Origin of the sequence: Mycolicibacterium litorale, from assembly GCF_010731695.1 — a bacterium.
GTDB classification, from domain to species: domain Bacteria; phylum Actinomycetota; class Actinomycetes; order Mycobacteriales; family Mycobacteriaceae; genus Mycobacterium; species Mycobacterium litorale.
Genome location: NZ_AP022586.1, coordinates 4353419 through 4369563, shown reverse-complemented (window position 1 = coordinate 4369563; position 16145 = coordinate 4353419). Strand labels below are relative to the sequence as shown.

At 68.7% G+C, this 16145-nt stretch carries 12 protein-coding genes and 1 tRNA gene; 3 read left to right on the top strand and 10 right to left on the bottom strand.

What is annotated here, in order from left to right; all coding sequences use genetic code 11:
• Positions 1 to 43 precede the first annotated feature (43 nt).
• Positions 44 to 730, top strand: coding sequence for an aminodeoxychorismate/anthranilate synthase component II (locus G6N30_RS20760; protein ID WP_134058738.1), 687 nt, complete (start codon positions 44 to 46; stop codon positions 728 to 730).
• Here the strand turns inward: G6N30_RS20760 and pknB are convergent.
• From pknB to G6N30_RS20725, 7 genes are all read right to left on the bottom strand, one after another.
• Positions 708 to 2582, bottom strand: a complete 1875-nt coding sequence (gene pknB / locus G6N30_RS20755; protein ID WP_134058735.1) for a Stk1 family PASTA domain-containing Ser/Thr kinase — start codon at positions 2580 to 2582, stop codon at positions 708 to 710. The two genes, G6N30_RS20760 and pknB, sit on opposite strands and share 23 nt — an antisense overlap.
• Complete coding sequence (locus tag G6N30_RS20750; RefSeq protein WP_134058732.1) at positions 2579 to 3910, bottom strand: protein kinase domain-containing protein; 1332 nt, start codon at positions 3908 to 3910, stop codon at positions 2579 to 2581. The genes pknB and G6N30_RS20750 overlap by 4 nt, the downstream gene beginning before the upstream one ends.
• On the bottom strand, positions 3907 to 5382 hold the full coding sequence (pbpA, locus tag G6N30_RS20745; RefSeq protein WP_134058729.1) for a D,D-transpeptidase PbpA: 1476 nt from the start codon (positions 5380 to 5382) through the stop codon (positions 3907 to 3909). The genes G6N30_RS20750 and pbpA overlap by 4 nt, the downstream gene beginning before the upstream one ends.
• Positions 5379 to 6794, bottom strand: a complete 1416-nt coding sequence (locus G6N30_RS20740; RefSeq protein WP_134058726.1) for a peptidoglycan glycosyltransferase RodA — start codon at positions 6792 to 6794, stop codon at positions 5379 to 5381. The genes pbpA and G6N30_RS20740 overlap by 4 nt, the downstream gene beginning before the upstream one ends.
• A complete protein-coding gene (locus tag G6N30_RS20735) occupies positions 6791 to 8278 on the bottom strand; it encodes a PP2C family protein-serine/threonine phosphatase (RefSeq protein ID WP_134058723.1) in 1488 nt (495 codons plus the stop codon). Before G6N30_RS20735 ends, G6N30_RS20740 begins: the two co-directional genes overlap by 4 nt.
• A complete protein-coding gene (locus G6N30_RS20730) occupies positions 8275 to 8739 on the bottom strand; it encodes an FHA domain-containing protein FhaB/FipA (RefSeq protein ID WP_134058720.1) in 465 nt (154 codons plus the stop codon). Before G6N30_RS20730 ends, G6N30_RS20735 begins: the two co-directional genes overlap by 4 nt.
• A gap of 141 nt (positions 8740 to 8880) precedes the next feature.
• A complete protein-coding gene (locus G6N30_RS20725; RefSeq protein WP_134059290.1) occupies positions 8881 to 10263 on the bottom strand; it encodes an FHA domain-containing protein in 1383 nt (460 codons plus the stop codon).
• Positions 10264 to 10501: 238 nt separating this feature from the next.
• Here G6N30_RS20725 and G6N30_RS20720 point away from each other — a divergent pair.
• Positions 10502 to 10584: transfer RNA gene (locus tag G6N30_RS20720), tRNA-Leu, on the top strand.
• 252 nt (positions 10585 to 10836) lie between these two features.
• On the opposite strand, the gene G6N30_RS20715 is transcribed toward G6N30_RS20720, so the two are convergent.
• The 3 genes from G6N30_RS20715 to G6N30_RS20705 form a co-directional block, all read right to left on the bottom strand.
• Positions 10837 to 13185 carry a tetratricopeptide repeat protein gene (locus G6N30_RS20715; protein ID WP_163687708.1) on the bottom strand — a complete coding sequence of 783 codons (2349 nt, stop codon included), beginning with the start codon at positions 13183 to 13185 and terminating at the stop codon, positions 10837 to 10839.
• A 458-nt stretch (positions 13186 to 13643) separates the two neighbouring features.
• Positions 13644 to 13778: a hypothetical protein gene (locus G6N30_RS27355; RefSeq protein WP_264007058.1), complete on the bottom strand. Its 135-nt coding sequence runs from the start codon at positions 13776 to 13778 to the stop codon at positions 13644 to 13646.
• A 76-nt stretch (positions 13779 to 13854) separates the two neighbouring features.
• A complete protein-coding gene (locus G6N30_RS20705; RefSeq protein ID WP_179965503.1) occupies positions 13855 to 15207 on the bottom strand; it encodes a protein kinase family protein in 1353 nt (450 codons plus the stop codon).
• A 458-nt stretch (positions 15208 to 15665) separates the two neighbouring features.
• Here G6N30_RS20705 and G6N30_RS27415 point away from each other — a divergent pair, with 458 nt between their 5' ends.
• Entirely contained in the window at positions 15666 to 16145 is a 480-nt protein-coding gene (locus G6N30_RS27415; protein ID WP_308205130.1) for a hypothetical protein, read from the top strand.

Below are 16145 nucleotides of genomic sequence, written 5' to 3'. Positions count from 1 at the left end.
CCGCCGCGGCGCCGCACCTCGGCACCGCATGTAACCTGGCCGAATGCCGTTCTTGGTCGTCGACAACTACGACAGCTTCGTGTTCAACCTCGTCCAGTACCTCGGACAACTCGGGGTCGACGTGACGGTGTGGCGTAACGACGACGAGCGCCTCGACAGCGACGAGGACATCGCCAAGGCCGCCGACGACTTCGACGGTGTGCTGCTCAGCCCCGGCCCCGGAACGCCCGAGCGCGCAGGCGCGTCGATCCCCCTGGTCCACGCGTGCGCCGCGGCGGGCACTCCGCTGCTCGGTGTCTGCCTCGGCCACCAGGCGATCGGCGTGGCGTTCGGCGGCACCGTCGACCGCGCCCCCGAACTGCTGCACGGCAAGACCAGCGTCGTGCATCACACCAATGCCGGTGTGCTGCAGGGCCTTCGCGATCCCTTCACCGCCACCCGGTACCACTCGCTGACGATCCTGCCGGACACCGTGCCCGACGAACTCGAGGTCACCGCCCGCACCCCCGGCGGCGTCATCATGGGCGTGCGGCACACCGAGCTGCCGATCCACGGCGTGCAGTTCCACCCCGAGTCGATCCTCACCGAGGGCGGACACCGGATGCTGGCCAACTGGCTCGGCTACTGCGGCAGCGCCCCGGACGAAGCGCTCGTCCAGCGCCTCGAGGACGAGGTCGCCACCGCCATCCAGTCCAGCCCGGCCGCTGCTACGACGCGAAGTTCAGCGTGATCCTGCTGTCGAAGTTCACCCCGGCACCCGGGGCGGGGGTCTGCCGGACGACGGCGTTGGTGCGCTGACCGCTGTTCGGCACGTCGCCACCCTTGTCCAGCACCCCGGTCCAGCCCAGCGCCCGTAGCCGCGGCTCCGCGTCGGCCCAGAACTGTCCGGTCAGATCCGGCATCACGAACTGGTTGCCGCGCGAGACCTGAAGCTGGATCAGCGTGTCCACCGGCACGCTCTCCCCGGCCAGCGGGCTGGTGCCGATCACCTGGCCGCGCGGTTCGATGCTGTCCACCTCGGCGGGGACCGAATTGCGGAAGCCCGACGCGGTGAGGATCTGCTGGGCCGAGTCGACGGTCTGGCCGACGACCTCGGGCACGGTGCGGCTCTCGGGGCCGGAGCCCACGATGATCGTGATCTCGTTGGTGATCGCCGAAGTCTGGTTGGCCGGCGGGTTGGTGGCCATCACCCGGTCCTTGAGCTCGGGCGTCGACGGCGAGGTCTGCTGGCGGAACCGCCCGAACCCGGCGTCGGTGAGTTTGCGCACGGCTTCGGCGTAGGTCAGCGACCTCACGTCGGGCACCTCGCGCTGCTCAGGACCGGTGGAGACGTTGATGGTGATCTCGTCGCCGGCGTCGGCCTCGGTGTTGGCCTCGGGCGACGTGCCGATCACGTGGTCCGGCGGCACCTCGGAGTTCGGCTCCTGCTGGGTGCGCACGGTGAACCCGGCGTTCTGCAGCTCGGCGATCGCCTCGGCCGACAGCTCGCCGGCCACGTCGGGGACCTGCACCGCGCGGGTGTCGCCGCCGTAGGTGTTGATGGCGACGGCCACCACCACGGTGAGCACCGCCAGCACGGCCACGGCGGCGATCCAGCGGCCGATCGATCCGCCGCGGTTGCGCTCGACGAGGCGCGGCTCCGGCCGCGGCATGTGCGAGATCGGTTCGGTGCGGTCGGGGTGCGGCGCCGCGGCCAGCATCGACGTGCGCTCGGCGTCGGTGAACACCTTCGGCGCCTCGGGCGGTTCGCCGCTGTGCACACGGACCAGGTCAGCGCGCAGCTCGGCGGCCGTCTGGTAGCGGTTGTCGGGGTTCTTCGCCAGTGCCTTGAGCACGACGGCGTCGAGATCCGGGGTGATGCCGGCATGCTTCTGCGACGGCGGGATGGGATCCTCCCGCACGTGCTGGTAGGCCACCGCCACGGGTGAATCGCCGACGAACGGCGGTTCACCGGTGAGCAGTTCGTAGAGCACACAGCCCAGCGAGTACACGTCGGAGCGGGCGTCGACCTTCTCGCCGCGGGCCTGCTCGGGCGACAGGTACTGCGCGGTGCCGATCACGGCCGCGGTCTGGGTGACGCTGTTGGCGTCGGCCAGCGCCTTGGCGATGCCGAAGTCCATCACCTTCACCGCGCCGGTCTTGCTGATCATGATGTTCGCGGGTTTGACGTCGCGGTGGATCGTGCCGTGCTGGTGGCTGAAGTTCAGCGCCTGGCAGGCGTCGGCGATGACCTCGAGCGCACGCTTGGCGGGCATCGGGCCCTCGGTGTGCACGATGTCGCGCAGCGTGACGCCGTCGACGTACTCCATCACGATGTACGGCAGCGGTCCGGTCGGCGTCTCGGCCTCACCGGTGTCGTAGACCGCGACGATCGCGGGATGGTTCAGTGCGGCCGCGTTCTGTGCCTCCCGCCGGAACCGCAGGTAGAAACTCGGGTCCCGGGCGAGGTCGGCGCGCAGCACCTTGATCGCGACGTCGCGGTGCAACCGCGTGTCGCGGGCGAGGTGGACTTCCGACATTCCGCCGAAGCCGAGGATCTCCCCGAGTTCGTAGCGGTCGGACAGGTGCTGTGGGGTCGTCATGTCTGTGTTCGGAGCCATGTCTGTGCTGGGGCGGGCAGCGCCCATAGGTGCGTGGATGCGGCGGCCGCGTCGGGACCGGCTGTCCCGAAGATGTCTCCACCATGACCGATGACGGCGGAGGAGGTCCAATCGGAGCGCCGGTCGGGCATCGCGGCCGGCGACTGGTACGGCGTGGTCTCGGTGATCGTGTTGGTGACGGTCGGCGGCGGCACCTCGCGGTCCTTGCGATCCTGCGCGTTGAGCACGATCAGGATCGCGATGACGATCGCCAGCGCGCCCAGCACGCCGGCCGCCCACAGCAGGGCGCGCTGACCCGACGAGAACGTGCGCCGCGGCGGGGGCGGCCGGTGGATCGCCCCGGTCGGGCGGGCACGAGCGGCGGTCACCGGCGCCCGGCCGGTCAGGTCGGCCGCCGCGCGGGCCTGGGCGGCCGACGGGACCGCGGCCGGGGTGGCACGCCCGATGGTCGGCGCCTGGTTCGGCCGCGGCGGGCGCCGCCCCGAGCGCACGGCGGCCACCGCATCGGCGAACGGGCCGCCGGAGCGGTACCGCAAGCCGGGGTTCTTGACCAGCGTGATCTCGATGAGCTCGCGCACGTTGGGCGGCAGATCCGCGGGCAGCGGCGGCGGGGTCTCCTTGATGTGCTTCATCGCCACCGTCAGCGCCCCGTCGCCGGTGAAAGGCCGCTTCCCCGAGACGGCTTCGTAGCCGACGACGCCGAGCGCGTAGACGTCGCTGGCCGCGGTCGCGTCGTGGCCGAGGGCCTGCTCGGGGGCGATGTACTGCGCGGTGCCCATCACCATGCCGGTCTGGGTGACGGGTGCGGCGTCCACGGCCTTGGCGATGCCGAAGTCGGTGAGCTTCACCTGGCCGGTCGGGGTGATGAGGATGTTGCCGGGCTTCACGTCACGGTGCACCAGGCCGGCGGTGTGCGCGACCTGCAGTGCGCGGCCGGTCTGCTCGAGCATGTCCAGGGCGTGCCGCAGCGACAGCCGGCCCGTGCGCTTCAGCACGGAGTTCAGCGGCTCACCGTTGACGAGCTCCATCACCAGATAGGCGGTGCGGCCCTCGCCGTCCATGTCGGTCTCGCCGTAGTCGTAGACGCTGGCGATGCCGGGATGGTTGAGCATCGCGACGGTGCGCGCCTCGGCGCGGAACCGTTCGACGAACTCCGGGTCGGTGGAGTACTCGGCCTTGAGGACCTTGATCGCGACGCGGCGGCCCAGGCGGCTGTCGACGGCCTCCCACACCTGACCCATGCCGCCGGTGGCGATGAGTCGCTGCAGCCGGTAGCGGCCGGACAGGGTGACGCCGACGCGGGGGCTCATGAGCCCTCCCGCAAGGCGGCGGCGATGGTGGCACGGCCGATCGGGGCGGCGACCGCCCCACCGGTGGCCGACAGGCGGTTGCCGCCGTTCTCCACCAGGACGGCCACGGCGACCTTGGGGGCCTGCGCCGGTGCGAAGGCGATGTACCAGGCATGGGGCGGAGTGTTGCGGGGATCAGTCCCGTGCTCCGCAGTGCCCGTCTTCGAAGCGATCTGCACGCCGGCGATGGCTCCCTTCTGCTGCGTCTGCTGCTCGGCGCCGACCATCAGATCAGTCAGTGTAGCCGCGACCTCGGGTGTCACCGCCCGCCGCTCTTCGACCGGATCGGTGGTCGTGAGGTTTGCCAGGTCGGGTCCCCGGAGGCTGTCGACCAGGTAGGGCCGCATGGTTACCCCTTCATTCGCGATGGTGGCAGCGACCATCGCGTTCTGCAGCGGTGTCAACGCCACGTCGCGCTGCCCGATGCTGGACATCCCCAGGGCCGCGGCGTCGCTGATGGGGCCGACGGTGGATTCCGCGACCTGAAGCGGGATCGGCGCGGGTGCGGTGTCCAGTCCGAAGTTGGACGCGGTGTTCTTCAGCGCCTCCGCACCGGTGTCGATGCCCAGTTCGACGAAGGCGGTGTTGCACGACCGGGCGAAGGCCTCGCGCAGCGGAGCGGTGGGTCCGCCGCCGCAGGCCGAGCCGCCGAAGTTCTCCAGCGTCACGGTGCTGTCGGGCAGCGGGACCCGCGGTGCGGCGGTGAGTTGGGTGTCGGGGGTGGCGCCGTTCTGCAGTGCGGCCGCGGTGGTGATCACCTTGAACGTCGAACCCGGCGGATAGGTCTCCGAGATCGCCCGGTTGACCAGCGGGTTGTCCGGGTTGTCGCGCAGCTGCTGCCACGCCGCGGTCTGCTCGTCGACGTCGTGGGTGGCCAGCAGGTTCGGATCGTAGGACGGTGCGGACACCATCGCGAGGATCTTGCCCGTCGACGGCTCCAGCGCGACCACCGCGCCCTTGCAGGGGCCGCCGCAGCCATTCGCCATCGCATCCCACGCGGCCTGCTGCACCTGCGGGTTCAGCGTGGTCACCACGTTGCCGCCGCGCGGGTCGCGGCCGGTGAAGAAATCGGCCAGCCGGCGGCCGAACAGCCGCTCGTCGGACCCGTTGAGGATGGTGTCCTCCGCGCGTTCCAGACCCGTGCTCGAGTACGTCAGCGAGTAGAACCCGGTGACCGGCGCGTACGCCTGCGCATTGGGATAGACGCGCAGGAACCGGAACCGGCCCGGCGTGGCCACCGAGTAGGCCAGCAACTGGCCGCCTGCGGTGATCTGGCCGCGCTGCCGCGAGTACTCGTCGAGCAGCACGCGCTGGTTGCGGGGGTCGGTGCGCAGACCGTCGGCGGTGAAGACCTGGGTGATGGTGGCGTTGCCGAGCAGCAGCACGATCAGCACCATGATCGTGACGGAGATGCGTCGCAGTGAGGTGTTCATACCTTGCCGATCACCTCGGTGCTGGCGGAGGCGAGCGGGGTCTGCTGCTGCGGTTTGGTGTTGACGATCGGGCGGCGCGCGGCGTGCGATATGCGCAGCAGGATCGCCAGCAGCAGATAGTTCGCCAGCAGCGACGAACCGCCGTAGGACATCCACGGTGTGGTCAGGCCGGTCAGCGGGATCAGCCGCGTCACGCCGCCGACGACGATGAACAGCTGGATCGCGAGCGTGGACGCCAGACCGGCGGCGAGCAGCTTGCCGAAGCTGTCGCGTACGGCGATCGCGGTGCGCAGTCCGCGGATCACCAGGATCGTGTAGAGCATCAGCACGGCGGAGAAGCCGACCAGGCCGAGTTCCTCACCGACGGCCGCGATGATGAAATCGGTCGACGCCGCGGGCACCGTTCCGGGTTGGCCGTTGCCCAGGCCGGTGCCGAAGATGCCGCCGGTGGCGAAGCTGAACATCGACTGCACCATCTGGTAGCCCGCGCCCTCGGGATCGGCGAACGGGTCCAGCCAGGTCTGCACCCGCACGCGGACGTGGCCGAAAAGGTAGTAGGCCGCAACGCTTCCCACCGCGAACAGGCTCAGTCCGATGGCGACCCAGCTGATCCGGTCGGTCGCGACGTAGAGCAGCACGAGGAACGACGCGAACAGCAGCAGCGACGTTCCGAGGTCCTTCTCGAAGACCATCACCGCGATCGAGGCGATCCACGCGGCGAGCAGCGGAGCCAGGTCGCGCGGGCGCGGCAGCGTCATGCCGAGGAAGTGCTTGCCTGCGCTGGTGAACAGTTCACGCTTGTCGACCAGCACGGCCGCGAAGAAGATGAGCAGCAGGATCTTGGAGAACTCCGCGGGCTGAATGGAGAACCCCGGCAACTCGATCCAGATCTTGGCGCCGTTCTGCTCCGACATGGAGGCCGGCAGCACCGCGGGGATGGCCAGCAGGATCAGACCCGTCAGCCCGCACACGTAGCCGTAGCGGGCAAGCATCCGGTGATCGCTGAGAAACGTGATGACACAAGCGAATCCGATGACACCGACCAGCGTCCAGAGCATCTGCTGGTTGGCGGTGCCGCCGAGGCCCCGTTCGATCAGCTCACCCTGGGCGAGGTCGAGGCGGTGGATCATCACCAGGCCCAACCCGTTGAGCAGTGCCACCACCGGAAGCAGCAGCGGGTCGGCGTACGGCGCGTACCGGCGCACGGCGAGATGGGCACCGCCGAACAGGGCCAGATACCCGGCGGCGTACTGGGCCAGGTCCCAGCTGATGCCTTGTTCCTGGTTGGCCTCCACCATCAGCAGGGCGACGGTGGTGATGACCGCGGCGAAGGCCAGCAGTAGCAGTTCGGCGTTGCGCCGATTCGGCAGCGGCGGGGTGACCGTCACCGGCGACTGCGGCTGGGTGGTCATGATGCCGCCCGGCAGGTCGTTCCCGGTTGTGGTGGCGGGGGCGGCAGCGCAGTCACGGTCGGCGACGGGGACGGCGGCGGGGTGACCGTGGTCGGTGTCTCGGGCGCCGGCGAGGTGCCCGGACGCGGAGATGCGGAAGCGCCCTCCCCAGGGGCTTTCGTGGGCGAGGGCGTCGGAGGCGGCGCGGGCGTCGGCGTCCGGCGCGTGGTCGGCGGGTTCGCCGGACAGATCGGCAGCACCGAACTGCGGGCCAGTTCCTCGATCTGCGCGATCGCCTCGTCGAGTGAGCCGCCGGGCAGGCCCGCGATCACCTGGGCGCGTTCGGATTCGCGCATGTCCTGCACGTCGAGCAGCTGGCAGTCCCGGTTCTCACCGGACTGACCCGCGCTGATCAGGGACAGCTCGTTGCGGGCGTTGAGGCAGCCGAGGAGGTACGGCTCCTGCAGCGAGTAACCGAGGATCGAACCGTCCACGCCCCGCATGATCGACACGGTGCCGTCGTGCGCCGTCACGTAGTAGTTGTTGCGCACGATCTCCCGGCCGATGGCCAGCCCCGCCAGGACCACCAGCACCAGCAGGGTGGCGGCGATGATCATGCGACGGCGCGACCGCGGCTTCTTCACGGGCTCTTCCGGCGGCGCCACAACGCGTTTGGGCGCATTGCGCTTCGGGTTGAACGCCGAGGCGCGGCCGGCGGCGGTGTTCGGCGGCGGCTGGTCGTCGTCCCCGGAGACCGCGCCGGCCAGGATCGGCGCGGTCTGGCCGTAGTCGTAGTCGACGACGTCGGCGACGACCACGGTGACGTTGTCCGGTCCGCCCCCGCGCAACGCCAATTCGATGAGCCGGTCGGCACTTTCGGCGACGTCGGGGATCTGCAGCGCCTCGGCGATGGTGTCGTGGCTGACCGGGTCGGACAGTCCGTCCGAGCACAGCAGGTAGCGGTCGCCTGCGCGGGCCTCGCGCATGATCAGCGTCGGCTCGACCTCATGTCCGGTCAGCGCCCGCATGATCAGCGAGCGCTGCGGGTGGCTGTGCGCCTCCTCGGCGGTGATGCGGCCCTCGTCGACCAAAGTCTGGACGAACGTGTCGTCCTTGGTGATCTGGGTGAGCTCGCCGTCGCGCATGAGGTAACCGCGCGAATCGCCGATGTGGCACAACCCAAGCCTGTTGCCCGCGAAGAGGATCGCGGTCAGCGTGGTGCCCATGCCCTCGAGTTCGGGGTCGGCCTCCACGTGGGCGGCGATGGCCGAGTTGCCCTCGCGCACCGCGCGGTCGAGCTTGCTGAGCAGGTCGCCGCCGGGTTCGTCGTCGTCGAGATGGGCCAGGGCGGCGATGACGAGTTGCGAGGCGACCTCGCCTGCGGCGTGCCCGCCCATGCCGTCGGCCAGCGCCAGCAGTCGCGCACCGGCGTAGACCGAGTCCTCGTTGTTGGCGCGGACCAGGCCGCGGTCACTGCGCGCGGCATACCGGAGTACGAGCGTCACGGGCGCAACTCGATCACCGTCTTGCCGATCCGAACCGGCGTGCCCATCGGAACCCTTACCGCAGTCGTCACCTTCGCCCTGTCAAGGTATGTGCCGTTGGTCGATCCTAGGTCTTCGACGTACCACTCCGACCCCCGCGGCGAGAGACGGGCGTGCCGCGTCGAGGCGTAGTCGTCGGTCAGCACCAGCGTCGAGTCGTCGGCGCGGCCGATCAGCACCGGCTGTGAGCCGAGCGTGATCCGGGTGCCGGCCAGCGCGCCCTCGGTGACCACGAGCTGCCGGGCCACGCTGCGCTGCCGGTTGGGCAGCAGGGAGCCGCGCAGCGCCAGACCGCGGCGCACCATGACCGCACCGGTGGGCGCGTAGATATCGGTGCGCAGGATGCGCAGCACCGACCAGATGAACAACCACAGCAGCAGCAGGAAGCCGACACGCGTCAGCTGCAGCACCAACCCCTGCATCTGACGTCCTCTCCGTGTTCACCTCACGCCGGTATCACCGTCGGGCGCGTGCCTGCTGGCAACGTCACGATACTTGGGGTAGCGATCGGGGCGAAGACGAAGCCGACAGCTTGACCTGAACGTGACCGGCGCCGCGTGTGCCTAGTGCACCCGCACGATGATCTCGGAGTGGCCCAGACGGATGACGTCACCGTCTGCGAGTTGCCATTCCTGGACCGGAGCGTTGTTCACGGTGGTGCCGTTGGTGGAGTTCAGATCGGACAGCAGAGCGACCTGACCGTCCCAGCGGATCTCCAGGTGACGGCGGGAAACGCCGGTGTCCGGGAGGCGGAACTGGGCGTCCTGACCGCGGCCGATGACGTTGGCGCCTTCGCGCAGCTGGTAGGTGCGGCCGCTGCCGTCGTCGAGCTGCAGGGTCACCGTGGTGCCGGCACCGGCGCCGGCGGCCGGGTAGTCACCCTGGCCGTAACCGCCGCCGTAGCCCCCACCCTGGCCGTAGTCGTAATCCCGGCCGGCCGGCTCGCCGTACCCGGGGTCGCCGTAACCGCCGCCCGGTTCGCCGTAGCCGCGGCCGTAGTCCTGGCCGTAGTCCTGACGACCGCCGGCGGGCGCGCCGTAGCCGCCGCCGTACCCGCCCTGATCCGGGTAGCCGCCCTGATCGGGGTATCCGGGACGCCCGTAGCCGCCGTCCTCGTGACGGCCGGGGCCGGGGGGACGGCCGTAGTCGTAGTCCGCGCCGGGGGCGCCGTAGCCGGGCTGACCGCCGGGGGGCGGCGGGTAACTGCCCGGGCCCTGCCGGTAACCCTGGTCGTAGCCGCCGCCCGCGGGCGGGCCGTAGTCCTGACGGCCGTAGCCGCCGCCGTAGCCGCCCTGCTCGGGGTAGCCGCCCTGATCCGGGTAGCCGCCGCCCTCGGGGTAGCCACCGCGCGGCGGGTAGCCGCCCTGTTCGGGCGGCGAGTAGGGCGCGCGGGGCTCCTGACCACGGGGTTCGTCCTGCGGACGCCCGTAGCGGTCGTCGTAGTACTCGTCGCCGGGCCGCCCCTGTCCCTGGCCGCCGCCGCGGTACGTCGGGTTGTCGCTCATCGGTGGTACTCCTGATTCTGCGGGAAACGCATGGTCTCGGTGTGCTGGGGCGGGTTCGCCGGTGGTCGAGTCGGGGTTGACCACACCACGAGCGCGGAACTGTCCAGTGTGCAGATTCGGTGACTGTTCGAACTTGACGACCACATCACCATACGTTTGCCACCCCTGCTCACGGATGTATCCCTCCAGATGCTTGGCGAAAGTGGTCGCGGTCAAGTCAGGATCAGCGCTTACCTTCTTATGGTCGGGCACACTGAGGGTAATTACGTACTCATTCGGGGCCAAAATGCGGCCTCGGCCGACGGGGCGGATACCCGCCTCGGCTTCGCGCCGCAGCAGCGCTTCGACCTCCTGCGGCACAATCGATCCGCCGAAAACGCGGGCGAACGCGTCGCCGACCGTGGACTCGAGTTTGCGTTCGATGCGGTCCACCAGTCCCATGTCACCGCCCGCCTCACTCGTCGTCGTTGCATCGTGCCTGCTCACGCAGTCGGCCCGCCGCGTGTCGGCTGGCCCCGGTTCTTCCTGCATGGTATCTACCCACGTTTGACCCATGGGACCAACGAAACTCTGAGAATCACATCTGGGCAGGTCAGGGGTTCCCATCACGGGCGCAGTGAGCGTTATTCTGCCGTTTTGGGGAGGACGGCGGCCGAGTGATAGGCTCCTGCGGTCGTAAGGGCGAGTGGCGGAATGGCAGACGCGCTGGCTTCAGGTGCCAGTGTCCTTCGGGACGTGGGGGTTCAAGTCCCCCTTCGCCCACACAGAGCGGTTCCACGGAATCGCGACCACAAGGTCACGAACCAGATGGTTCGTGACCTTTGTGTTTTGGGGGCAAACTTAATCAGAATGACCCTCGGCTCGGGTGGACTGAGCACCCGAAGTGTCCCGGTTGGGTCGTTTCGCGGTCGGAGAGTCCGAGCGCCCAGACGACATTGGCGTAGTCGGCGAGATTTTAGTCGTCCGCCGCCGGGCTTCTCGAGACCGCTGCTCAACCCAAATGACTGCTGTGGATCAGCCGAGCGACTTCAGGCCGGCAGCAGCCGCGTCGACGGCCGCCCGCGTTCTGGGATTAAGATCATCTGCGTAGTCGCTGATGATCTGCTCGTAATTTGAGCGGGCGATCTCCGGTAGTCCGGATGAGACGCAGATATCGGCATCGTTGAGCAACGCCGTCGCCACAACGGATCGGACGAACGGATCCTGTGAGTCTCGGAAACGCTCCACGACCTCCTGATAATAGGTTCGTGATTGCTCTCGCCCCCATCTTGAGTAGGCGAGTATGGCACCCTTGCCGTAAAGCGCGACAGCGGACTCGTGACTCTCACCGAGTGGGTGCTGCGCAATCCAACGCTCGTACACCGCTAAGGCGGATGCGATGACCTCCATCGCCTCCTGCGAACGTCGGTGTTGCGCGATGTACGAACTCGCGAGACGGAGCACTGCATGCTCAACCTGGTTCCGCACGTCACGATCAGCATCGCTACCGAAGACCGCGACGACTCGTTCGTATCCCTCGTTCGCCCACTCGACGGAGACCGCCCCGCCGACGTCGGCAAGCGCGGTGAGCGCATCGCTCTTCTGGTTGAGCGCCGTCGCAACCAAGCGCCGCAGTTCGGCCCACGCCTCCGACGACGTACCGCCGGGCACAGAGGAGCCTTGGTTTAGGCCGGGATCAGCGAAGTAGTCTGTGATCAGCTTGTCCCACAACTCAAGTGCGTCTGGCAGCTTGTCGTAGCGAAACGACTCATCCCGCCCTGCAGTGGCTTCCACCTTGTGAATGACCGCGAGTGCCGCTGCCAGGCGAAGTGCGCCAGCACCGCCGCGATCAGCATTCTCGAAGTACAAGTCGATCAGCAGGTCATAACAGGCAAGCGCCTCAGCCCGTCTATCTGGGTGACCAGGCGCGCCTGTCAGCAGGTGGTATGCCCTAGTCGCCAGAGCATTCGCCAACACCCCGAGCCGCGTCGTTGACGTGTCACGATCGCTTCTGATCAGTGAGATGAGCCTGTCGCAGGCGTCGACGGCATCGTCGTGGTTGTCACCGGCTGAGTGGATCGCCGCGACCTGCGCCCATGCGTAAATCGCGTAGTCGGTCGGCAGACCCTCAGACAGCATGGCGGCCTGGGTGAGCGCGGTAACAGCGTCGTCAGTACGTCCGTACTTCAGTGCGGCACCGGCTACTAGAAGCGCCTGGGGCGGCGACCCATGGCACAGCGCGCGTGACCACACTTCGTCCGGTGGCTCAGTCGATAGGCTTGCCGTGCGAAGGTGCACAGCGTAGGGGTAGGCGCGGTACCGTTGGTCGTCTCCGTCGGTGGCGTCGTGCAGCAGCGAAATGGAGCCGGCCACCGGCTTCAGGGCCCAGTCGAGGGCATCCTGGAAATTCTTTTCCAGGTGCGGGCTAGATGGTGTGTAGCAGGTCCAAAGGTCGCGCAGATCCTGGCGGCTGATCGCATCGATGCGTCCACAGCGGTGCCAGTCAATCGCCGCCTCGACGATGGCGGCGCCTGGCAGGTTCTCTCCGAGCTCGCCCGGGTGGGCGCGGTGGATGAGCTTCTTCTCAATGTCATGGCCGGCCACCAGGTAGGCGGCCAAACCGTGTTTGTGCACTTCGCCGAGTTGATCAGGCGCGATCTTGTCGGCTAACACCTCGACCTCTTCAGCAGTTGTCCGGTCGACAAGAACCCGGCAGACGTGATCGCTGAGGCCCTGAGTGACATCGATCCCGAGGGAGGTGTTGCCCCCGTATGCCAGTGCCACGATCCGACCTGGTCCTGACTCTCGCCATCGCCGGAGGTCACCACTGACGATGTCGTTCGCAAAGATCTCGAATGGGTCGAGCCACAGAACTGCTGGCCCCTCAAGCTCCAGTCGGGCCTCACCGGGATCGAGGATCTTCTGCAGAGCCGCGTTGTTCCGGGGCGCAACGACAATCAGGTCGCCGTGCCGGCACAAACCCTCGAACAGTGTTCTGGACTTCCCTACGGTTGCCGGGCCGTTGACCGCGACGATCCACTTCATCGACCGCACGGACAGAGCGTGAGCGACGGCGCGGTCCAACTCGGTATCCGCCCGCTTGCGCCGCACATAGTTCGCAGCCAGAAGTCGGTAACCGGGAGTAGGGGCGGCCACACCGAGGTCGACGGGATCTACAGTGGAGATCCGTACCGGCGCCACCCTCAAAGCGTGGATTTGTGTCAGGCGGTCACGCCGGGAAGCGTTGATGACCACAGCCGTCGCGAATACCAGCGCCACTGCTGCCGCAAGCAGCCAACCAATCGCCGAGAACAGCTGCGCATCAGTGCGGTTGTTGTCGCTGAGCGTCCGCACGAGATTGGCGAGCCCGCTGATCAGCGCCACCAGAAAAGACGCGACTGCTACCAAACGCGTCCATTCCTGGGTAGACCTCTTGTCCCAGCAGCTCACGGGAGAACTCTAGGCAATGTTGGTCGGCTTCGGCGCAGGACGAGAAACCGGTGCCGAGCGAAAAGTGAAGCTGTCGATGGGGACCGGACCCTGCGGCCATCGCGGAGAATCCGTCGGTGTACATCGCATCGCAATCAGCACCCCTGTCCCAGTTCGCGGTCCGTTCCTCGTCAGTGCGTCGAACAGTCACGCCGAACGGCATCTTCACCCCACCGATGAACTGTGTGTCGACATGGCGGAAAGTAACGGGTATGTGGGGTCCTTCCCCCTCCCCTGGGCGGTCAGCGCTCCTCGGGTCCAACGCCATGCCCGCCGATCAGCCACTCGTTGTCCCAGTGCCGCCCGGAATACCACGTCTGGTAGACGTCGCGCGGGTCCTGTCGGCATTGACCTCACGGTGGGTCTTGTACGCCAGCTTTGGCGTCGCGCAACGTGGCGCCGTGCTGCAGCGCCACGTCGCCGAGGTCAAAGACCAAGTAGCCCTGGGTAAACTCATCCATCGGAACCAGCACCTCTTCCCATTGCATGCCGCATGGCGCGGCAAGAAGGTCTTGGCTGTGCGGATCGTAACGAACGCGAGCGATTGGCGTTGGGGAGGCCGGCCTACGCCGGTGGCGCGGGTGGGTGCAGCGTGATCTCCGAGATCGACGCCTGGTTGCGGCCGTCGGTGCTGCCCAGCGCACTCACCCACACCAGCACGTGCCTGACCGGCTCGCGGCTACGCACCGCGATCGTGTTGCGGCCGGGCTGCAGTGGTGTGGCCGCGCTGATCTCCGTGGTCTCCCCGAGGCCGGCCGGTGACGGGCCGCCCGCCGAGCGGATCTGGACAACCGTTCCTGCACTGGGCAGTTCGACGGTGACCGTCCCCAAGGTCGTCGGCGCGGGCAGTTCCAGCATCAGCCCGAGCCCTTCCTTGAACTTCGGGAACGGGTCGGCGTCGTAGTACCTGTCCGTGGACCAACCGGTCGCGACGTCGCCGTCGATCACCCGCCCGGCCTCGCCTGGATTGTCCGGCCGGCCGTCGGTCGAGTACACCTCGGCCTTGACCGGTTTGACCGGGGCGTCCGCGGCGGCGGCCTTGACCGTCTCCTGCGGCGCCTTCGGAGCCGTCGGCGTCGGATCACTCTGCAGCCCAAGCTGTCCGGCATCCATGGCCGGTGTCTCGTCCGGAGCGTTCAGCATGCCGTTGACACTCGAACCGAGCATCACGACACCCGCGGTCGCCACGGCGGCCGCGGCGCCGATGGTCGCTCGCAGGACGCCCTTGCGGGCCGCCTGGGCCTGTTCACCGGGCCCGAAGTTGCGGAACGCCGCGTACGCCCCCGGCGGCGGCGGATCCAGCGGCGCCAGGACACGGATATCCGTCCCGTCGTCGGCGCCGTCGCGTGCGGCTTGCCGCAGCATGGTCACCAGCGTGGCGGCGCTGGTGATTCCCGGTTCGGGGCGCACCAGCCCGGCGGCCGTCGTCGACACCAAAAACGGTGTGCCCGGACGCAAGTCCGTCAGCGGCGCCGGTTCCGCGTCATCCGGCCAGCGCCGGGCCAGCAGCGCGTACAGGCAACGTCCGATGCCGCGTAGATCGGTCTGCGGGGTGGTGTCGGGCAGGGTCGCGGGGAAGGCCAGCAGTGCGTGGCCGGCCGTCGTCACCCGAACCCGCGCGGGATGGTCGACGCTCAGGTGAACGCCCGCCCGGTGCGCCACCTCGGTCGCCATCGCCAGCGGTTCTAGCGCAGCCGCCACGGCGACCGGCGCGGGATCGGTGTCGGCCACCTCGGCCAGGCTGCCGCCGGGCACCCAATCAGCGACCACCACACCGCAATAGCCGGTATGCAGCACCTCGAGGATCGGGGCGATGCCGGGGGTGTCGAGGCCGCGCAGCCGCACCGTGAGCGACAGGATCTCGTTCACCCACTCGACCGGCAGGGTGCAGCGCGGGTCTACCAGCGTGAGTGCCACCGGCCGACCCGCGGCCAGGTCGACGGCCTGCCAGAATTCCAGCAGCGGGGCGACGCCATGAGGTGTCAGAAGCCGATAGCGCCCGGCGACGACGCGTCCGGGGACGTGCGCCGCCTCTGAGGGCAGCGGGCGCGGCCGTGGCGCAAGGGTGATCGGTTGTGTCGGCCAATCCGCTGAAGCGTTCGGGTCAACACGTCCACTCGTCAATGTCCTGCACCTCGTCCGTCCGCGGCAGCCCGCCCCTTCCGAGGCCTCATAACCGAACCGGCCGGCCACTAAACAGTCGCGTGCCGTCGGATCCGTCACGAAATCGATGGTGTTTGAAGATCGAAAACGACGGCAATGGCTTAGTCATGCGAAACAAAATGAGTACAGCCGTCGCCCCGGGCCTGTTCGCAGGCGTTGCCGCAACTGCGATCGCGCTCGCGCCGGCGGCCTTCGGTAGCACAGGGAGTTTCGTGAACCAGCCTCCGCCGCCGCCGTGCGCGGACGGGGTGCCGTGCGAGGTCGTCGGACCCAACGGTGTCGCCGGCCCCGGCGGTGCAGCGGGCGCCGTTCCCGGTGGCCCGGGCGGCGTCGCCGGTCCCGGCGGTGCCAGCGGTGTGATTCCGGGTGGTCCGGCCGGTACAGCAGGCCCCGGTGGCGCCAGCGCGGCGGTCCCGGGTGGTCCCGCCGGTACGGCAGGCCCTGACGGTGCCAGCGCGGCGGTCCCGGGTGGTCCGGCCGGTGCAGCGGGCCCTGCCGGTGCCAGCGGTGCGATCCCGGGTGGTCCGGCCGGTACGGCAGGCCCTGACGGCGCGAGTGGCGCCATTCCCGGCGGCCCGGCGGGTACCGCAGGCCCGGGTGGCGTGACCGCCACGATCCCCGGCGGCCCCAGCGGCTCGGCCGGTCCGGACGGGGTCGAAGGCTGCATCCCCGGTGTCGGCTGTATCGGATAA